Source organism: Bacillus sp. CCB-MMP212 (genome assembly GCF_022748145.1).
GTDB classification, from domain to species: domain Bacteria; phylum Bacillota; class Bacilli; order Bacillales; family Bacillaceae_G; genus Bacillus_A; species Bacillus_A cereus.
The window spans coordinates 31,892-53,339 of record NZ_JALDQE010000011.1 but is presented as its reverse complement, the minus strand read 5'-3'; the positions used below and the strand labels follow the sequence as shown (position 1 = coordinate 53,339).

Genomic DNA, 21,448 nt, shown 5'->3' with positions numbered 1-21,448 from the left:
TACCAGATTTTATATATAATTCCTTTTATCATGTCACACATAAAAAATCAAATACCGGAGAGGAGAAACATGATAATGAACAATGGTAGACGTATCGGACTCATTATGATTATTACAGGGGCTACATTATGGGGATTATCTGGTCCAATGATTCAGTGGCTATTTCAACATACTAATGTATCCTCAATTGATTTTTTAACAATTCGATTGTTGCTTGCAGGAATATTTATTTTGTCTTTCTTACTTATAAAGAAACAAAACATATTTCAAATTTGGAAACACCCTAGATATTCTATACAACTTATTATTTTTTCTATTCTCGGCATGCTTGGTGCGCAATACGCCTTTATCGAAACAGTTCATATTAGTAACGCGGTCACAGCAACACTATTTCAATTTCTAGGTCCTGTTCTTATAACCATGTATGTTGCATTTGAACAAAGAAAATTCCCTGCTTCCATGCAACTATTCGCAATTATAGCCGCGCTAATAGGAACATACTTTATTATTACAAATGGCTCAATTGAAAATGTTGTTTTATCTAAAGAAGCTATTATTTTTGGACTATTAACAGCAATTGGATTTGCATTTTATACCCTTCATCCGGCTTCTCTCATTAAAGAATGCGGGACAACTGTAGTAATTGGTTGGGGGATGTTAATCGGAGGAATTGCACTACTTATTTATAATCGTTCATTCGGGTGGAATCACTTTTCACAAACCCTTACACTAAAAACTTTTTCTATGCTTATTCTTATCATTATTAGTGGTACCCTTTCTTTCCTTCTATATATCGGTAGTCTTAAATATTTAGCAGCAACAGAAACAAGCATTTTATCTAGCATTGAACCCCTTGTAGCTGCCATCGTTTCAATTACTTGGCTAAATGAATCTTTTGGAACATATCAATTATTAGGCGGCGTATGTATCGTTCTGTCCGTTATTTTTTTGACGATGCCTCAAAAAGAAACCGAACCAACCTATACAACTGAACAAGTATAAAGTGAAACTTTAATTAGTGGGGCTATCTCCCACTGATTATTAACCTACACCAATCGGGCTTTTACGGGATAAAAAATGTCAAAAGAGGTCGTACAAAACTTACGACCTCTTTTTATACTTTAAAGGAATTGTCCCGCCTTCTAGCAAATACAATTACACTAACAATAAAAACTAGGAGTGTGGCACCATGAAAAAAATCGGAACTATGCTACTTCTCTCCTTCCTCATCACTGGATGCACACAAACGCAACCGGATTCAAAAGAACAAAAAAAAGACGTAATAGCAACGTCATCCACTCAAGTGAACGCACCTTCCTTCTTTCACCTTAGTGTTTTAAAAGATGTAAATTGGGAAGAAACACCTTCTTTCGTAGAAGGAAAAATGCCTTTAAAAGGCATCGAAGGTAAAGTCGCAATGGCTGATAGTCCTATTATCGCAAATGAACAAAATGAAATAATGTGGCACTTTCTAGATTCTGAAATACCAACTGGAAAATTGTCTATTATTGCGCTAAAACAAGGATCTGTAACTCCGACACAAGTACTCTTTCAAAAAGAAACTTCCAAACAAACTTGGACTACTTCAAATACAATCGATTCTACTACAAACGAACTCCCTCTCACTATGTCACTACCTTCATCTGGATTATGGTTATTAAATATATATGTGAATGAAAAATATTATGATCAGTTTGTAATCACTGCCGAGTAAAGCGACAAAGATAAACCACTTTCTTACAATAATGTAATTTCTATGTCATGTACTTCGATAGTTGAATTATCTCTCTTCTCTTATACTTAAAGTAAGAAATGAAACGAGGAGAGATGAGAGATGAAAAAAATGATAGAAGTAATCGTAGCAGTAACTGAGGTTTTAGTGAATGGTAAACAAGTTGCAATGGAATTAAATAAATAGTGAAGAAACATAAATAATTCTACACTTCTTCATTATTTTGATTTCTTATCTCAAAAAAGCAGTGCCTTTTAGGCACTGCTTTTAACTATTAATAACTTGGTATTTTCGTAATTTGCGCCACGCCCGAATCAATAGCTGCTTTCGCTACTGCTTCTGCAACACTTGGAACAACTCTTTTATCTAATGGATTCGGGATTACATAATTCGCATTACGTTCTTCATCAGTAATGATGTTAGCGATCCCATATGCTGCCGCTAATTTCATCTCTTCTGTAATATCAGTTGCGCGCACATCTAACGCACCGCGGAATATTCCGGGAAACGCCAATACATTATTTACTTGATTCGCATAATCCGAGCGCCCAGTTCCTACTACAGCTGCACCAGCCTCTAACGCATCCTCAGGGAAGATTTCTGGAATTGGATTCGCCATTGCAAACACAATTGCTTTCTCATTCATCGTCTGTACAAGTTCTTTCGTTAATACGTTAGGAGCAGATACGCCAATAAAAATATCAGCTTGGTGAATCGCTTCTTTTAACGTTCCACGCACATGTTCACGATTTGTCTTTTTTGAAACTTCAATTTGTGCTTCGTTCATCCATGTTTCACCTTCACAAACAATACCTTCTAGGCTAACTAGCGTAATGTGATTTGCACCAGCCTTTAATAATAATTTTCCAATTGCAATTCCTGCCGAACCCGCACCGTTAATAACGATTTTCACATTATCCATTTGTTTGCTAACAACTTTTAATGCATTAATAACAGCTGCTAAAACGACAATAGCTGTTCCATGTTGATCATCATGGAATACAGGAATATTCGTTTCTTCTTTTAGTCGTTTTTCAATTTCAAAACAACGCGGTGCTGCAATATCCTCTAAATTGATCCCTGCAAATGTAGGCTCTAAATTTTTTACAAGGGTAACGATTTCATCCACATCCGTCGTCCCTAAACATAATGGGAAAGCATCTACATTCGCAAATTTCTTAAATAAAATACTTTTTCCTTCCATAACAGGCATAGCCGCTTTCGGTCCAATGTTTCCTAGACCAAGTACCGCTGTTCCATCTGAGACAACTGCTACCATATTGCCACGTGCTGTATAGTCATACACTGTTTCTTCATCTGCCGCAATTGCTTTACAAGACTCCGCTACACCTGGTGTATACGTCAGGCTTAAATCATCCGCTGTATTTACTTCTACTTTACTTGTAATTTCAATTTTCCCTACTAATTCTTTATGCAATAACAATGATCTTTCATTAATTTGATTTGCTAACATACTTATAATCTCCCCTTAATTTGACAAGCTAGCTATATGAATATAGCTAGCTTGTTTGATCATGAAAACATTTTTAATAATATTGTCGCCGTTACAACCATTGCCGCCCCGCCTAAACGAGTTGAAATTTGCGCGAACGGCATTAATTCCATACGATTTGAAGCTGATAAAATAGCAACATCTCCAGTTCCGCCTAAACCGCTATGACATCCAGTTACAATCGCCGATTCAACTGGATACATCTTCATCACTTTCCCTACAAGAAAACCTGATGCTACCATTGTAAGAACAACCGATGCGCACACAACAACATATCCTACTGAAAGAACTGCTGCTACGTCTTTTAATGGAATATATAGCAATCCTAATCCAACCATTAAAGGCCAAGTTAAATTCTTCGAAATAAATTTATATAAATGGAATGCTCCTTGCTCCATTTTTGCTGGCATTAATTTAAAGTATTTCACAAGTGCTGCTGAAAAAATCATAATGATTGCCCCAGGAATACCGATGAACTTAGAAGCAAATCCTCCGAAGATGAAGAACGTACACGCAATTAATAAACCTGCTCCCATTAATGAGAAGTCAATTGGCTTCTCTGTATTTTGTTCTTTTAATAATTCTGCTTGATTGTCTGTTTTCACTAATACACCGTTACCACTAAGCCCCGGTTTCTTCTCACCTAAACGCTTCATATACCCTGCACTTACAATTGCGAACATATTTCCAATAATAGCTGCTGGAATAAGCTGTGATACAAACGTTGCTGATGATTCATTTAAAATATCACTATACGCTAGCGACAATGGTAAAATCCCTTCCCCGATACCACCACTCACAATTGGTACGATGATAAAGAAGAATGTGTGCTTCATTTCAAATCCAAATAATGAACCGACCAATAACCCTACTGCTACAGAAGCTAACGTCCCTACTACTAAAGGAATAAACATGCGAACGAAACCTTGTACTAACACTTTACGGTTCATTCCTAAAATACTTCCGACTACTAAACAAGAAATATATAAATATAAAAAGTTCGATTTTTTCATTAACATAGTCGCAGCTTCCATTGAAGCTGGATTCATCCAGTTAAAAAATACAAGTAATGATGGAATAAATAACGAAAGTATTGCTGGACCGCCGATATTTTTTAAAATTGGAATTCTCATCCCAATATCGCCTAAGAAAATCCCCATGATCATAATAACTGCAAATCCACCAATCATATCTGCTGGCAATTTATTATATACAGATGCCCCATAAATAATAGCAGCCAATACTACATATAACGGTAAAGGTATAACACCGATTTTTACATTCATAATTTTAGAAGCGAAAGATTCTCTTTGTACTTCATTTCCTCCAGAAAATGATACCGCTTCCACATTCTTTTGAATTCCCATATGGCACCCCCTCGTTTTCTTAATAACAATATTAAAACGCTTTCAATAGTAAAAATAGTTTTTGTAAGTTTTGTAATTGATTTTGTAATTAAAAAAAGTATAAGCGACTTATATTAAGTCGCTTATACGTAAAACTCTATTTTCTTTTGATCAACACATCTTAATTTACTTACAGGTCTTCCCACATGTTGGTACATCATTTCGTTTTCTAACACCCCAATGTCAGTCAAAAATATTACATATTTTCGAATAGAAACTCTTGAAATTCCAACTAATTGTGCCATTTCATCTGTTGTAAACACTCTTCCATTCAGCGACTCGATCTTCTGCCAAATTAATTGCAACGTTTGCTTCGTTAACCCTTTCGGAAGCTCTTTCGTAACAGTAGGCTCCCTTTTTTCTTTTTGTAAAATTAACGAATCTAATTCCGATTGACTAATTTTTTGTTGTTCTTTCATGAAAGTAAGTTTTTCTCGATATATAGTTAATGCCTCTTTAAATCGTTCAAATGTAAATGGTTTAATTAAATAATCTACTACACCATATTGTAATGCTTTTTTAATACTTCCCATATCATGTACAGCTGAAATCATTATAATATCGATTTCTTTTTCTTGATTCCGAATATACATTAAAAGCTCAAAACCAGTCTCTTCAGGCATAAAAATATCAAGTAATACTAAATCTACTCGTGATTTCTCTAATATTTCTATCGCCGACTTTACCGAGTTAACTGCTTGAACAAGTTCAAACCCTCCTACTTGCTCTAAATAATGCGTATTTAACATCGCTACCATCGGGTCATCTTCTACAATTAAAACTTTAATCATATTTGCCTCTCATCCCTACCTTTAGGTATTTCAATTGTTATCGTTGTTCCCTTTCCTACTAATGAATGCATATGAATTTCCCCATTTATTCGCTGTATACTTTCTTTTACAAGATACAAACCATAACCGCGGTTATCTCCCTTTGTGGAATAACCTTTCGTAAATAATTCCTCTATTTCTTTTTCTTGTATACCTTTTCCCGTATCTTGCACTGTAATAATTAATATATCCCCGTGTTGTATCTTAACTTCAACTTGTTTCTGTTCACAATTCGTAACTGCCTCTAATGCATTATCAATTAAATTTCCAACAATCGTAATAAGTTCATGGATAATACTTTCATCATCTATTTCCGGCATATAAGAATCTTCACTTATAATTAATTTTATATTTTTCTCTCTAGCATAGCTGAGCTTACCGAGTAAAAAACCAGCAAATACTGGACTTTTTATTCTTTTCATAACTCCACCAATTTCATATTGATGCTCTGATACCATGCCGCTTATATACTTCTGTAATTCTTCATACTGTTTCATATGTGTAAGCCCTAATACGACATGCATCTTATTCATAAACTCATGAGATTGTGCCCGTAATGCTTCTGCATATAGTCTAATACCAGTTAGTTCCTCTGCTAGTTTTCTAATCTCTGTTTTATCACGAAATGTTGCAATTGCACCAACTATTTCTCCTTTTACATATAAAGGAACTCGATTCGTCACAATCGTAATTCCGTAAATATTTTGTTCTTCGTTTAATTGTACTTCTCCCGTTTGCAATACTTCTTTTATACGTGAATTTGGCATATACAACTCAACATCTTTACCGATAAAATCTTCTTCAAGTCCGCTTTTTTTAAATAGACGTTTCGCTTCATTATTAATTAACGTTACTCTAGCCTCTCTATCTACAGCAATAATACCTTCCTTTACAGATTGTAGCATCGTATTTCTTTCTTCAAGAATTTTTGCTATCCTGTGCGGCTCAAGACCGAATAAGCTTTTCTTTATATGTCTAGCTAGCAATATTGCTCCTATAATTCCGACTAATACACCAACTCCGACACCAATATAAATGATATGTCTACTTTCCTTAACTCTCTCTTTTACATTATCTGCTGAAATACCAACAGCCACTGCTCCAAGTTGTTCACCTGTTTCAGAAAATATTGGTACAAACACTCGCATGGAAATACCTAAAGTTCCTTCTGCTAACGATACATGTTCTTTTCCTTTCAATACAGGCCCTTCATCCCCGCCAATAAAATGATGACCTATTTTTTGAGGATCTGGATGAGATTTTCTTATTCCATCCATGTCCATAACTACAATAAATTGAACACCTGTGTTTTTTAATATCCTATTTGTATACGTTTGGATTGCAGAGGTATCTGCTTTTCCAACCAAGCCATCGATTACAATCGAATCATTCGCCACAATGTGTGCAATTGTTTTTGCTTTCTCTGCTTGGCTATCCTCCGTCGTCCGTTCTACATTATGACTAATTAATATATCTGTCACAAGTAAAGAAAAAATTACAACTGTACAAACTAACAATGTAATCGTTTTCCACAAATTCCATAGTCTTTTTCTTTTGTTCATCCCGTTAATGACTCCCCTAATTGCTGAATAGAAAAATAAGTAAGGTGATATTATTTTCACCTTACTTATCTGCTATTATTATACTTTAAATTTACTAGTCATCGCTTGTAGTTCTTCGGCCATCTCAGCTAAGTTTTGCGAAGCTGAACTAATTTCTTCCATGGAATTAACCTGTTCTTCTGTTGAAGCTGCAACACTTTGCATACTAGCTGTATTTTCTTCTGCAGCAGCTGCAATTTCATCAATAGCATTTGTCACTTCATTTGCATCTCCAGCAATTCTCTTCGTTGTTTCTACCATTTGATTAACTTGAGAAACAATATGTGTAGTAGAACTTAAAATTTCCGTAAAACTTACTTTCGTTTTTGTTACAACATCAAGGCCTTGTTGAACTTCTCCATTCACATTATCCATTGCCTTAACAGTATGTTCAATATCCGCCTTAATTTCTGCGATTAAATTTGCAATCTCTCCAGATGACTCTCCTGATTGCTCTGCTAATTTTCTAACCTCATCTGCTACAATAGCAAATCCTCGTCCCTGTTCACCTGCTCTTGCTGCTTCAATAGCCGCATTCAAAGCTAACAAGTTTGTTTGAGTAGCGATATTTTGAATTGCTTCAGAAATAGCTCCTACCTGCTTTGATTTCTCATCAAGAAGTTTAATAATAGCATCTGACTCGGATACCGATCTAGAAATAGACTGCATTTGTTTTGCGGTTTGTTCAACTAAATCTTCTCCCTCTTCAGCTCTTTCTCGCGCATGTAATGAGGAAATAGAAATTGACTCTGCGCTTCCAGTTACATCTTGAATTGCTGTATTTACTTGTTGCAATGTAGCCGCACCTTCTTCAACACCTTGACTTTGTGATTCGGCCCCACCTGATACTTGTTCCATTGCAATTGTAATTTGGTCTGTCGCATCATTTGCTTGCTGTACGCTTGCTGTTAACTCTTCTGCCGATGCTGCAACATGTTCTGCTGAAAAGCTAATTTGGGTAATAACATCTTGTAAAGACGTAGACATTTCATTAAATGAATTCCCTAATTTTCCTATGTCATCCTTGGAATGGATTGTAATTTTCTCTGTTAAATCTCCCTTACTAATTTTATATGCCGATTCAGCTATTTTTCGTAATGGCCTTGTAATAGACTTTGTAATGAAATAAATTAATACACTACCAAATGCAATAGCAATAGCAATGACAATCAAAGTCTTATAAAACACTGGACTGGCAGCTTGGGTAATTTCTTCATCGAACATAACGCCAACTACTTTCCAGCCCGTTTTCTCATTTGTTGCAAAGATTAAATTCTTTTTATCATCTTGTTCTGTATAAGACACATTTCCTTGTTTATCTTCATAAATTGGTTTAATCCAAGGATCAGTAACTTTTGCACCTGGTTTTCTAGATGGATGACTAACAATTTGCTTATTTTGATCTAAAATAACTGCATAACCTTTTTCACCAATGTTAATCATTTTGGAAATTTTTAAGATGTTATCTAAGTTTAAATTAATTCCTATAACACCTTTACCATCTTTTACTTCTTTCGCAATCGTCACTACCATATTTTTTGTAGATGCTGACTGATATGGCGCAGTAACAATTACTTTCCCTTTATTTTCATGTGCTTCTTTATACCAAGATCTATCTGTTGGATTATACCCATCAGCCATTTGAATAAATGGTTCTCTTATAAACTTTCCCGTCTCTGTTCCAATATAAATACCTTCTACTTCTGGATGAAGCTTTATATATTGTGCTAACTTCGTTCTTACTATTTCTTCTTGTCCATTTGGATATGTATCCTCTGTTAAGATGTCTGCAAAGTACGTCGCATCAACAAATTTCTCTTCTATATTTTGAGAAATAACAGTATTTAAAATCGAAATATTCTCCTTTGCTTTATCTGTCATTTGATGTTCAAAATTTGTTTTGGCAGTTTGATATGAAACACCACCGATAATAATTCCTGGTATAGTTAAAATAATAAAAAATGAAATGATTAATTTTTTATTGATACTCATACATTTAACCCAGTTAAATATTTTTTGCATAATAAGCCTCCTTTATGTAATGTGGATACTTGTGTCATTTTATACAATTAACATGTATAAAACAATATATAATGATAACATGTAAATTTTTCGTCAATTATGCATTTTTGCATATTCACTCCTTATACGTATTTTAATCATAAAAATAAGAGAACTTTAGCATTATATATACTAAAGTTCTCTCATTTCTTAACAGCTTCTACTCTACAAAACTTCTCTTATAATCCTCAAATCTTTACCCTTCGCCTTATAGTCATATTACTAAAACTCTTCGTCCTAATTTATTTGGCGCTCTTTACATAACTAATTGCCTGACTTCCCATTTGTACCCATGCCTGTTCAAAGGTTTCTCTCGGTACTTTTACATCTAAGCTATCCTCAAGTGGATCTCGAATATATACAGATTCCTGATCATATCCAATAAGTACAACACAATGTTCATTATACGTAATAGAAACATCTCCACTATTTGTTTCCCATGTAGTAAATTCATCTTCATCTAATGGTGCAAATGTTGCATTCGTGATCATGACTACAGGTTTCCCTGCTTTTACACTCTTATAAATTTCTTCTATATTCTTCCCTGTTAAGTCTACAGCTTTATTAGGTAAATATTTTTCCGCTAACTGAAAAAGTGGCCCATGATATACACCGTATCCTGATTCAGAGAATGTATAAATATTACCTACAAATCCTTCATTTGGATTCCCGCGCACACCATCGTCTATAAAATCAACTTTTTTTATTTCATTTGCTAATGTCATCTTATCCACTGAAACACCAGCGTATTGTAACATCATCGCTAAGCTTGTCACTTCACAGCCTCTATCCAATTCTGGTAACTGCTGAATTAATGGAACATTTGATAAGATGACTTTTTCATCGTTATTACTAAACTCCGTTTCTTTTCCTCTTTGTATATTTGAGAGTGTTAACTTCTCTACATACTTTGGAATTCCATTTGTATATACACTCCATATTGCTGCACCTAGTAAAGCTGTACATATATACCACTTCAATTTTCTTATCGCTTTCACGCCCTTATTAATTCGTTAAATAAGAATAAAATGCGTCAGCATCCGTTCGTATCATCGGTACAAAATTTAGTTCTTTTCCTTTTTCAGGCTGATCTTTTTTTATCTTTTCCGCTAACTCTTGAATATTCATATTCATTTTATTCATATTGAGCTCATCTGCCATTTGTAGCACCTTTTGTTCATTAATTTCTCTTAATACTTGATATAAATATTTACCGTACAAATCAATATGATATTTTTTCGCTTCTTCCTGTACTTTTTGTTCGTACACTTCTTGTGCTAACTCTTCAATTTCTTTTCCTTTTTGAGAGATGCCTAACTTCCCTGCTTCTTCCCGTACTTTCGTTCCATAGATTTCTTCCGCAATATCTTCAATTTCTTTTTCATCTGTCGAAATACCTAATTTATCTGCTTCATCTTTAATTTTAATCGCATTAATTTGAGTAATTAAATCGACAATTGATGTATTCTCTGTAGATATACCTAGCTTTAACGCTTCTTGCTTTACTTTTGTTTCATAGATTTCTTCTGACAGCGTCCCAACATCTTTTCCTTCAATCGAAATACCTAACTGCTCTGCTTCCCTTCCTACTTCTGTTTCATGAATTTCTTTTTCTAGTGTAATTTGTTCTTTTCCTTCCGTTTCAATACCTAATTTCTCTGCTTTTTCTTCTGTATGCACTGCATGTATCTTTCCATTGTTCAATTGTTCTTTACTGCGCTGCGTGTAATCTGTCTTTCCTTTTTGTGTTTCGGAAGGAGAGGCACCCTCTAAGATACTGAAACTCATTACTCCAATAATGAATACCGTCATCATTTTCTTTTTCAAAATCAATTCCTCCCTCTTATACTTTCTTTCCCATCATTCCCCTAGTTTTTTTAATACTATACATACATCTCATCGCTGCTTAAAATAACATTATGATTGATAAAATCCACTCACATACACCTAGTCTCTTCTTCATGTAACGAACTTTCTTTATGCCATACATAATATAAATAGTTTCTTAACTTTCCCTTAAAAAAAGACGACCTTGTAAAAACAAGATCGTCTTCTTACTTATATTTTTTGATTTTTAGGGAAAATCACTTCAAAGCAAGTTCCATCTCCCCATTTGCTCTCTACTGATATTTTTCCATAATGCTTTTCTACAATCCAATTTGCAATTGAAAGACCTAATCCAGCTCCTTCTGACGTACTTCTTGCTTTATCCCCTTGATAAAAACGATCAAATAATTTCGGAATATCTTCTTCTTTCACTCCTATCCCGTCATCTTTCACCTGTATACGAATTGAACTACTCGTTTGCGTGCAATCGATTTGAATATGCCCACCTTCGTTTGTATACTTCATCGCATTATCTAACAGTATGACCATCATTTGATGAATCCGCTCTCTATCCCCCATAAAAGATACACCACGTTCTACTTTTAGCATCATTTCTTTTTCTTGATAAGAAGCAATCTCTTTATATGGAGCTACTATTTCTTCTAACAATTTATCAAGTTCAAATGTTTTCTTATCCATCTCAATTTGATTAGAATCAGAACGTGCTAGCAATAATAAATTACTAACGAGTTTCGATAACCGCCTACATTCTTTTGAAATTGTAGAAATATCCATCGCTTTTTCTTCTATCGTAGCCGATGGTGACTGGAATAAAACATCCGTTTTTGATTGAATAACTGCAAGTGGTGTCCTTAGTTCATGTGATGCATCAGAAACGAATTGCTGCTGTTTCTCCCATGAATTTTGAATAGGTACGAGTGCTCTACCAGCTAGGAAAAAACCGATACCTATCGCACAGAGGCTTCCTATGCTGCAACCTATAACGAGGATTAAAAATAAAGTATTTAACATTCTTTCTTCCGCTGTTATATCTCGCACGATTTGAACTATTTCTCCATCTTTTTGAAGCGAAAATGATCTAAAATATCGTTCTTGTACTTTAATATCTTGTAAATCCTCTAATTTTTTTGGAGAAAACTTCTCCAAATTCTCTTCAAAAATAGAACAAAGTTTACGGTTATCTCCCTCTATTTTCACTGTTTTTCCATTCCAAGTTATTCTAACTATTCGCGGATCTCCAATTTGGATATTCTCCATGCGTTTTCTTGGTGGTATTTTAACATCTAATTTTTCTCTATACTGAGCCAGCATTTTTATAGATTGATCCACTTCATTATAAATACGCTTATATGTGTACGAATAAATAATACTACCTAATATACCTATTAATAGGATAAATACTAATGAATTCACTATAGTCAAACGAATGCGTGTCTTTTGAAACATACTTCCCTTTTTCATTGTTCTTTTAATATATATCCAATACCTCGAACGGTTTGAATATCTTTCTGATAACCGAATGGCTCTAATTTTTTACGCAAATGATGCACATACACTTCCACAATCGCTACTGTCGTATCTGAATCAAATCCCCAAACACGATCAAAAATTTGTTCACGCATTAAAATCTTCTCGCTATTTTGAATAAGATACTCTAGTAGCTCATATTGTTTCAATGTCAACTTAATACTTTGTCCATCTACTTGAACATCTTTATCTTTTCCGAACAATTCAATCCCTTTATAGCGAATCGTTTGCTGCGTTGTTAAACTACCACTTCTGCGTAGTAAAGCGCGAATTCTCGCTTTTAATTCAGGGGCCTGAAATGGCTTAACGATATAGTCATCTCCACCAAAATCCAATCCCTTCACCCGATCTTCTAAAGAATCTCTCGCTGTCAAAAACAGGACTGGTGTTTCAATCTTTTCATCACGTATTTTTTGAATTACTTCAAATCCGTCCATCCCTGGCATCATCACATCCAGCAAAATTGCATCATATATATTTTGAAGCGCTAAAAACAATCCATCTTCTCCATTTATTGCCGTATCTACTTCAAATTCATCACGCAAAATTTGTACGATAGACTCTAATAACGAGGCATTATCTTCTACTACAAGTAAGCGCATGCTCTCACCTTCCATCATATAGTTCACTTCTATTTATTATTACATTTCTTCTCTTCATAGCAAAAGAATGTAGTTACATTACGTAATTTCATTTTCAACTATTTTCTTCTGAAGTTTTGCTTTATATAAAATTTTGAAGTTTTATTATAAAAGCTTTGTCTTAAATTTACCTTAATAAAAAATTGAAAGAAATAAGATTCCTCTTATCTCTTTCAATTTTTTATTACATATACCTTTTTACTCGGCAACTCCAAACAATTTAGCTGACCGCCATACACAGCCCCGCCATCAATTCCAATAATACGATTACTACCAAAATACACTCCGCAATCCTCACTACCATGAAGCATTTTTGTTTCCGTATGCCCAAATACAACAACCTTTTCACCACTATATCCATTATGAAATTCATTACGGATCCACATTAACGTATATGGTTCAGATTCAGAAATTCGTTTCATCGGTTCAACCCCAGCATGTACAAATATATACTCTTCTGTTTCAATATAATGATCTAATTCTTGAATAAACTTTATATGTTCCTCTAATACACGAGATTGTAACATCGGTTTTTGGAAGTCTTTCTCATTAACCGCAATATCCTCTTCTACAAATCCATAGCTATATAATGTCTTATCTCCACCATTTCTTTTTACCCAATGGTTCCATGAACGTTCCTCATTTGTCGTTAACGCCTTAATCATCATATCTTCATGATTTCCTTTTAAAATGAGTGCTCCCTCTTCTTTCAATTCTCTTACCTTTTCAATTACAGCACGCGCATTTGGACCACGATCTACATAATCTCCCAGTAAGATCAATTGATCCTGTTTCGCATCATATTGAGCTTCTTCCAATAACTGTTCGAACTTTTCTATCTCTCCATGAATATCACTAATAACAAGAATTCTTTTCATATTATCCCCCCTCTTTCTAATTATAGTTCAAAACAACGGAAAATTCCGAATCTTAATCTTGAATCAAATTTATCCCGCATTAACGAGCAGTAACCCCCCCCCACTGATTACAGTTTCACTTTATTACAAACTAAACTATTATCCTTACAACAATGTAAGTCTCTTGTCATCCAATTCGATAGTTGTAATTACTGTATTTCCTTATACTGAGAGTAAGAAATGAAACAAAAACAAGGAGAGATGAGAGATGAAAAAAGTAATGGAAGTTATAGTAGCGGTAGTAGAGGTTTTCGTAAATGGTAAACAAGTCGCAATGGAGTTAAATAAATAATGAAAAGGACAACATTCACTCTAGACCCTTTACTCATATAAAAGAGATAAGACTTCATCACTTCTTTGATCCCTTATCTCCCTATAGAGAAAGCCGTATCCCTTTTAAGGATACGGCTTTCTCTTATTTTTGACTCGTACGAGCTGAAATGCTAATTGCTCTATCTGTTGCTTTGGCAGCTTCATCTAACGCTTCTTTACTATTCTTCCCGTCATACATTGCTTCTAATGCTTTTACAACTGCATCTCGTGATTCTGAGAATACACTAATTAAAGCCCCTTGTGTTGCTGGAGATTGCTTTGTCGCTTGCAGTTGATCTACTGTTACTTTTAACTGTGGATATTTTTCATATTGCTCTTTTACTAATGGCTCATTATATGCATCTGGATTAATTGAGAAATAACCTGTTGCCGTATGCCATTTTGCTTGTACGTCTGGCTTCGTTAAATATTTCATAAAGTCCCAAGCACCTTGTTGCGTTTCTTCTGAAACCATATTCGTCATCCATAATGATGCGCCTCCAATGACAACACCATTTTGTTTCGAATCCTCTGGATATGGAATATATGAAACACCTACATTAAACTTAGATGCATCAATTAAATCACGAACACCTGCTGAAGAATCTAAATACATAGCAACTTGTCCAGACTGGAACGCAGCACGAATATCATCCCAACTTGCTCCATACTTTCCCAGTGCGCCAGCTTTATTTAAATCATCTAACATTCCAAATACTTTCTGTCCTTCTTTACCGTTAAATACCGCCTTCTTTGCAGCATCTTTACGGCCGTTTTCGTTATCTACATATAAAGCACCTTGTGTCGCTAACAATTCTTCAAAGAACCAACCGTAGTTAAGCATGGAGAATCCATATTGTTTTACATTTCCGCCTTCTTTAATCGTTAACTTTTTCGCCGCTTCTTGTAATTCCGCATATGTTTTCGGAGCTTTCTCTGGATCTAAGCCCGCCTTTGCAAAAGCATCTTTATTATAAATTAATACTGGTGTAGATGAATTAAATGGCATAGAATACATTTTTCCATCAACTGAATAATAATTTGTAATTGCTTTTTCTAATTTTGACGTATCGTACTTATCTTTTTTTATCCAGCTATCAATTGGTGTGATTTTTTTGCTATCAATCATATATTTCGTTGTAATTTCACTCGATTGAACAAGCGCTGGCGCTTCTTTCGTTGCAGACATCGTTCTAAATTTTGTTAAAGACTCTTCATATGTTCCTTGGAACTCTGCCTTTATCTCGTATTTATTTTGTGACTTATTATAGTCTGCAACAAGACCATCTAGTACCCCTTGTGTTTTTCCACCCATCGCATGCCAGAAGCGAATTACAGTTTTATCACCATTTTTTTCAACTGGTGCTACTTTTGCCTGCGCTTCAGGTTTTCCCTCTGTTTTACTATTTGAACAAGCGGCACTAGATAATGCCATTGTTGCTGCCATTAATAGAGCAGCACCTTTTTTTACTAAACTCATTTTAAGCTCACCTTCTCTTAGTTATTTAATTGCACCTTTTGTTAATCCTTGTTGTAATTGTTTTTGTCCTAAAAATAGTAAAATCAATGTTGGAATAACGATAACCGTAACACCGGCCATTACGCTTCCCCAATCAGTTGCAACTTCTTGTGACTGAAGCTGCTTCACACCAATTTGCACTGTTCTTACTTTTTCATCAGTGGTCACTAAAAGTGGCCATAAATACATATTCCATGTTGTTAAAAAGCTATATACTCCAAGCGTAATAAAACTCGTTTTACAATACGGAATTACAACGCTGAATAAAAACCTTACATTTCCAATTCCTTCAATAAAAGCAGCTTCTTTCAATTCATTCGGAAGTGTCATAAAATGTTGACGTAGTAAGAAAATACCGAAAGCTGTTGCAAAAAACGGCACTGTCATCCCAGCGAAACTATTGATCCAGCCAAAGTTTTGAATCGTTAAAAAGTTAGGTACCATCGTTGCTTCCCACGGAATAAGCATCGTTGAAATAAACAGGAAGAAAATTAAGTTTCTCCCTTTAAATTGAAGAAAAACAAAAGCATACGCCGCTAAGCTTGATACGATAAGTTGTCCAATCATAACGACTGTCGATACAATTAAACTGTTATATAAGTATGTAAAAAGTGGTACTTTTTGAAAAATATTAATGAAATTATCAAAAGTAAATTGAGTTGGAAATAACCTTCTCATTTGAATATCGTCTGGTGTCATAAAGCTTATTAAAAACGCATACAGTACAGGAAAAAATACCATTACTGCACTAATTATGAGCAGCATGTATAATAGGAAATTTTGCTTCCACTGTTTAACAATCATTTATAATGCACCTTTCTCTCAGCAAACTTAAATTGAAGTAATGTAGCAATGAAAATGAAAACAAATAATAACATCGCTTGTGCGCTTGCTGTTCCAAATTGATGATTCACAAACGCCTCTTTGTAAATCGAGTACACAATTAAATTCGTTGCATCATTTGGTCCACCGTGCGTTAAAATATCAATTTGTCCAAAGCTTTGGAACGCACTAATTAATGTTACTGTTACAATAAAGAATAAAGTTGGTGATAACATCGGTAATGTAACACGGCGAAGCTTATATAAATAACTAGCACCATCTATAGATGCACTCTCATATAAAGACGTATCAATATTTTGTAAACCACCTAATATAACTAAAAATGCAAAACCTGTATTCACCCAAACTGTTGTAACTGATACAGAGAATAGTGCCCAGTCCGGACTCGTTAACCATGCGATTGCAGGAAGGTTCATAGAGGCTAATATATTATTAAATAATCCTACACTTGGATGAAATAAAAATAGCCAAATCACTGCACTAGCAGCTACTGATATTCCCATCGTCGAAGAAAACAGAACTCGGAATAACCCAATACCTCTTACCTTTCCATTTGCAATCAATGCAAGAAACAAAGCAGATATAATACTCGTAGGAACTGTATATAAAACAAATAATAAAGTTGATTTTATACTTTTGTAGAAGGCTGGATCAGAGAATAAATATTGATAATTTTCTAAGCCAACGAAAAGATTAGCTTCTCCATGTATATCGGTTAAATAAAAACTATAATAAATCGTCCTAAACAATGGATAGAACAGAAAAATCGAAAATAGCAAAATAGATGGCGCCAAAAACAATAATCCTATTCTTAAATCTTTCGTTCTCCCCCATATTTTTTTCTTTTTTGACACCTTTGTTTGAACTGGTAACTTACTTACTTCGATCATTATTTCGCCACCACTTTCAACTCTTCTTCAGCTACCACTTTTAAGCGTTCATTCGTGTTTTCGTTAAAGAAGCATAACTTTTCTTGTGAGAATAATAATTTTACTTTGTCACCTTTGTTCAAGAGTAACTGTCCGATGACTTTCGCACTCCAAGTTGTTCCATTTACCGCAAAGTTTAATATAGATTCATTCCCTAATACTTCTACAGATTGCAGCGTCACTTCTTGTCCTTCCTCAGACAATGCAATATGCTCAGGACGCATGCCTATACGAATTATTCCTTCTGGTAATTGCTTTAACTGTCCAATAGATAATGGAATTTGCAATTTCCCTATATGTAATACACCTTTTTCTTTATCCACTTCTCCATCATTTATATTCATAGAAGGAGAACCTATAAAGCTTGCAACAAATTCGTTTGCTGGTTCGTTATATATGTCAAGTGGTGTTCCAACTTGCTGTATACTTCCTTTATTTAAAACCATGATACGATCTCCCATAGTCATCGCTTCTATTTGATCGTGGGTAACGTAAATCATCGTAATTCCTAATCGCTGCTGAATTTCTCTAATTTCAATTCTCATTTGCGCACGTAATTTCGCATCTAAATTCGAAAGTGGTTCATCCATTAAACAGATTGGTGCTTGACTCACGATCGCCCTAGCAAGCGCAACACGCTGTCTTTGTCCGCCTGATAATTGACCTGGTTTCATTTTCACATACTCTTTCAGTCCTACCATTTCAATAGCTTCCATTAGTCGCTTTTGTCGCTCTTCTTTTTGTACTTTTCTTACCTTAAGTCCAAATAAAATATTTTCTTCTACAGATAAGTGTGGATATAATGCATAATTTTGAAATACCATTGATAGATTACGGTCTTTCGGCTCTAGATCATTTGCAACACGTTCATTAATAATTAAATCTCCCGAAGAAATCTCTTCTAAGCCAGCGATCATTCGTAATAATGTGCTTTTCCCGCATCCCGAAGGTCCAACTAAAACAAAAAATTCGCCCTTCTTAATATGAACCGATACGCCTTTAACCGCTGTCTCTTCTGCATTTTTATATACCTTTGAAACATTTTTCAATTCAATCACAAAGTTGCACTCCTTTTTTCTTCATGTATCCATACTTCATAATGACTTGTTGAAATCGCACTTGCTCCTGCACGAATTGCAATTTCCGCATCTTCTCGCGTTTGAATCAACCCGCCTGCAATAATAGGAAACTCTATTTCCTCTACTAGCTGTTTAATTATAGAAGGCATAATCCCCGGCATAATCTCTACTGCATTTGGTCTAGTCGTTTTACAATTTTCAATTGATTTAGTAAGAGATAAAGTATCTACAATAAAAATACGTTGAATTGTTTTCAATCCAATTTTATTAGCATTTCGAATTGTCGAACCCTTTGTTGAAATAATACCTTGTGCCCCGATAACATCTTGAATATACAAAAGCGCTTCCTCTGTATTCGTATTTAAACCTTGTATAAAATCACAATGAAGAAATACATCATGTCCATGTTTCTGCAATTCATATACACGCTCTGGTAATTCCAGCATTGAACCAGTCATAAGAAAAACTGTTTTCGGCAATTTTTTGTATGCTTTGTATCCTTTCCAATCCTTTATCATCGCAATATAAGGTTCTTTAAACATTCATTCCACCTAACTGTTCTATTTTTATCCAAACTAAAAACACCTACTTACATAGAACGCCTTTCTCCTTATTTGAACTCTAGGGAATAGAGCACACCTAAGAAAGTGGCACATTATATGTAAGTGGGTGTTCTCAAATGTTCTCTACCCTAGTTATTTTGTTACCTTTACTATATTACGCATTTATTAAGTCAGTTTTGATAGATTGTTAATTAGGTGTTAACCGAATGTTAATATTCACCATATCACCATTTACATTAATCTATATATTTAAATACAAACAAATAGAACGAAACAATACTTAAAATTCAATCAATATGTAAATTAATTCCATAGTTAATAAGTTTTAGTTTGCTTGCCACTGCTTGCGAAGCAAAGTTATCCCAAGCAGTACTATAAAGTGGAATGCGCTTTTCCTCTTGTATTGATAAGGCCCAGGCTGTAACAACATCAGTACCATATCCATTCCCTTGAAATTCCGCTAAAGTTTCCACACTTGCCTCAGCAGCTACGGGCGTACTTCTGGCACTGCAACAAACAGAAACTACCTTTTCATTTTTTACAATTGCAAAATAAGGTTTCCTCCATTCCATCTGTTCTATTAGATTAGGAAAATTTTCTCGCAAAAGCTCTCTATTCTTCTCAGTTATTTGTATTGTTCTAGTCGGCTTATGTAAATTACTATGAAACATGAAAGCAGGACCCATCCAAATATTTTCCACTGTTCTTTCTTCATTTAATATATTAATAATCTTTGCTATCTCTATATGCTTTGAAGGTTCTCGAATTAACTTCTCAATCTTACTTACCGTTTCATCATCCACATTACAATGATATCTCGTTATACTCCCTTCACGAGTTCTGCCAAGAAAAAAACGTGGTGCTTTCGGATTTCCTTGTTCATTTACATATTTCATTTTTCCTACTTGATTATGAACAAATAAAACCTCTGCCTGAATTACTATTAAATCAAGTTTTGAGAGCCTCATTTTTATCCTCCTTATTTACTCCATTTACCATCCATTCATAATCTATTTTTCATGTTCAAAATAAAAATCCCATTTAAATACACATTACTGAATCCATCATACTAACTGATTTCTTCATTCTGTCTATCCAAATGGGATTATTTTTCGTTTTTTACTCTACTGGTTGTTGTGGCTGTACTACTTCATTCGCTCCAGCTAACCTCAACATATTTACAATATCTTTAAAACCTCTTTTTTCAGCGTATTGCAGTGGCGTCAGATGTTCCTTGTTAGCCATGTTTACATCTGCACCGTGATCAATAAGCAATTGAATTACTTTCTTATGGTTTTCACTACCATTTCCTAATACAATTGCTTCTAATAGCGCTGTTCCACCACGTTCATTTTTATAATTCACATCAATATCTGTATGCTCTAATAATTCTTTAACAACCTCTACATGGCCACGTTCAGATGCAGAAATAAGTGCTGTCCCACCTGACCTAGTCGTTTCTTTCGTATTAACTCCTGCATTAATTAATACTTTTACAATATCCGTATATCCTTCTCTACTTGCATAAAGAAGTGGATTACTTTTTTTCTCATCTTTAATTTCAATATTAGCACCTGCACCAATTAATGCTTTAACTGTCTCTACATGATTTTGGTACGTCGCTGCAAGGACAGGCGTTTCTCCGTTGTCACCTTCTACGTTTATATTCGCTCCATCCTGAATCAACTTCATAGCTGTCTCTGTGTCTCCAAGAGTAGCTGAAAGTAACAACTGTTTGTCCATTAAATTTATACTTTTCTCTTCTTTAGATTCTTCCTGTTCTTTATGCTTCTCTTTTTTCTTTTCATTTTTCACATGAACCGGTTTCGATTCTGGTTCTTCTTGCTTATCGCAAGCCACTACCGTCATTAAAAGTCCTAATAAAATACATAATAAAATTTTTTGTTTTCTCACAACTACAGCTCCTATGAAAGATAATGTTTTCTTAACCATTCCTCCATCACATACAATAACTCTTCTTGAGTACATTTATCCATAAGCCCTTTAGATTCCTTCTTTAATCGGATTATCTTAAGCTTATACTATGTTTCTCAACCTATTGAAATGATACGCCTGATGGCCCCATCATTAACATTATGAAGCAATTAGTTTAGCACGTTTTTACCG

19 protein-coding genes and 1 pseudogene are annotated in these 21,448 nt (G+C 34.6%); 2 read left to right on the top strand and 18 right to left on the bottom strand.

The features are described 5' to 3' along the window. Positions 1 to 75 precede the first annotated feature (75 nt). Both MRP26_RS24395 and MRP26_RS24390 read left to right on the top strand, forming a co-directional pair. Positions 76 to 1,002, top strand: coding sequence for a DMT family transporter (locus MRP26_RS24395; RefSeq protein ID WP_001059057.1), 927 nt, complete (start codon positions 76 to 78; stop codon positions 1,000 to 1,002). 187 nt (positions 1,003 to 1,189) lie between these two features. Further along, positions 1,190 to 1,714, top strand: coding sequence for a DUF4871 domain-containing protein (locus MRP26_RS24390; protein ID WP_000719692.1), 525 nt, complete (start codon positions 1,190 to 1,192; stop codon positions 1,712 to 1,714). Between the two features lie 292 nt (positions 1,715 to 2,006). Here the strand turns inward: MRP26_RS24390 and MRP26_RS24385 are convergent, their stop codons facing one another. The 18 genes and pseudogenes from MRP26_RS24385 to MRP26_RS24305 form a co-directional block, all read right to left on the bottom strand. Beyond that, the gene (locus MRP26_RS24385) at positions 2,007 to 3,206 is read right to left on the bottom strand and encodes an NAD(P)-dependent malic enzyme (RefSeq protein WP_197241428.1); all 1,200 of its coding nucleotides are present in this window, start codon (positions 3,204 to 3,206) and stop codon (positions 2,007 to 2,009) included. 59 nt (positions 3,207 to 3,265) lie between these two features. Next, complete coding sequence (locus MRP26_RS24380; RefSeq protein ID WP_242807029.1) at positions 3,266 to 4,612, bottom strand: 2-hydroxycarboxylate transporter family protein; 1,347 nt, start codon at positions 4,610 to 4,612, stop codon at positions 3,266 to 3,268. Positions 4,613 to 4,734: 122 nt separating this feature from the next. Then, positions 4,735 to 5,442: a response regulator gene (locus MRP26_RS24375; RefSeq protein WP_053565282.1), complete on the bottom strand. Its 708-nt coding sequence runs from the start codon at positions 5,440 to 5,442 to the stop codon at positions 4,735 to 4,737. Further along, entirely contained in the window at positions 5,439 to 7,043 is a 1,605-nt protein-coding gene (locus MRP26_RS24370; protein ID WP_197241427.1) for a sensor histidine kinase, read from the bottom strand. The genes MRP26_RS24375 and MRP26_RS24370 overlap by 4 nt, the downstream gene beginning before the upstream one ends. 78 nt (positions 7,044 to 7,121) lie before the next feature. Then, on the bottom strand, positions 7,122 to 7,940 hold the full coding sequence (locus MRP26_RS31140; protein ID WP_432804035.1) for a methyl-accepting chemotaxis protein: 819 nt from the start codon (positions 7,938 to 7,940) through the stop codon (positions 7,122 to 7,124). 120 nt (positions 7,941 to 8,060) lie between these two features. Next, positions 8,061 to 8,963, bottom strand: a pseudogene (locus MRP26_RS31135) (HAMP domain-containing protein); the annotation flags it as partial. 422 nt (positions 8,964 to 9,385) lie between these two features. Next, positions 9,386 to 10,141, bottom strand: a complete 756-nt coding sequence (locus tag MRP26_RS24360) for a C39 family peptidase (protein ID WP_053565285.1) — start codon at positions 10,139 to 10,141, stop codon at positions 9,386 to 9,388. Positions 10,142 to 10,148: 7 nt separating this feature from the next. Then, positions 10,149 to 10,970 (bottom strand): hypothetical protein, encoded by an 822-nt coding sequence (locus MRP26_RS24355; protein ID WP_053565286.1) that lies wholly within the window; start codon positions 10,968 to 10,970, stop codon positions 10,149 to 10,151. Between the two features lie 231 nt (positions 10,971 to 11,201). Next, complete coding sequence (locus MRP26_RS24350) at positions 11,202 to 12,452, bottom strand: sensor histidine kinase (RefSeq protein WP_082188062.1); 1,251 nt, start codon at positions 12,450 to 12,452, stop codon at positions 11,202 to 11,204. Beyond that, positions 12,449 to 13,120: a response regulator transcription factor gene (locus MRP26_RS24345; protein ID WP_053565530.1), complete on the bottom strand. Its 672-nt coding sequence runs from the start codon at positions 13,118 to 13,120 to the stop codon at positions 12,449 to 12,451. Before MRP26_RS24345 ends, MRP26_RS24350 begins: the two co-directional genes overlap by 4 nt. Positions 13,121 to 13,332: 212 nt before the next feature. Further along, positions 13,333 to 14,037, bottom strand: coding sequence for a metallophosphoesterase family protein (locus MRP26_RS24340; RefSeq protein ID WP_053565287.1), 705 nt, complete (start codon positions 14,035 to 14,037; stop codon positions 13,333 to 13,335). Between the two features lie 454 nt (positions 14,038 to 14,491). Next, entirely contained in the window at positions 14,492 to 15,868 is a 1,377-nt protein-coding gene (locus tag MRP26_RS24335) for an ABC transporter substrate-binding protein (RefSeq protein WP_197241426.1), read from the bottom strand. Between the two features lie 21 nt (positions 15,869 to 15,889). Further along, the gene (locus MRP26_RS24330) at positions 15,890 to 16,711 is read right to left on the bottom strand and encodes a carbohydrate ABC transporter permease (RefSeq protein WP_000635948.1); all 822 of its coding nucleotides are present in this window, start codon (positions 16,709 to 16,711) and stop codon (positions 15,890 to 15,892) included. Beyond that, entirely contained in the window at positions 16,708 to 17,640 is a 933-nt protein-coding gene (locus MRP26_RS24325) for a carbohydrate ABC transporter permease (RefSeq protein WP_197241425.1), read from the bottom strand. Before MRP26_RS24325 ends, MRP26_RS24330 begins: the two co-directional genes overlap by 4 nt. Further along, positions 17,640 to 18,737, bottom strand: a complete 1,098-nt coding sequence (locus MRP26_RS24320; RefSeq protein WP_000571382.1) for an ABC transporter ATP-binding protein — start codon at positions 18,735 to 18,737, stop codon at positions 17,640 to 17,642. The genes MRP26_RS24325 and MRP26_RS24320 overlap by 1 nt, the downstream gene beginning before the upstream one ends. Continuing rightward, on the bottom strand, positions 18,734 to 19,300 hold the full coding sequence (locus MRP26_RS24315) for a glycerol-3-phosphate responsive antiterminator (protein ID WP_064531964.1): 567 nt from the start codon (positions 19,298 to 19,300) through the stop codon (positions 18,734 to 18,736). The genes MRP26_RS24320 and MRP26_RS24315 overlap by 4 nt, the downstream gene beginning before the upstream one ends. Positions 19,301 to 19,608: 308 nt before the next feature. Further along, positions 19,609 to 20,289 (bottom strand): GNAT family N-acetyltransferase, encoded by a 681-nt coding sequence (locus tag MRP26_RS24310; RefSeq protein ID WP_242807027.1) that lies wholly within the window; start codon positions 20,287 to 20,289, stop codon positions 19,609 to 19,611. A 151-nt stretch (positions 20,290 to 20,440) separates the two neighbouring features. Then, positions 20,441 to 21,310: an ankyrin repeat domain-containing protein gene (locus MRP26_RS24305; protein WP_000287335.1), complete on the bottom strand. Its 870-nt coding sequence runs from the start codon at positions 21,308 to 21,310 to the stop codon at positions 20,441 to 20,443. Positions 21,311 to 21,448: the final 138 nt, after the last annotated feature.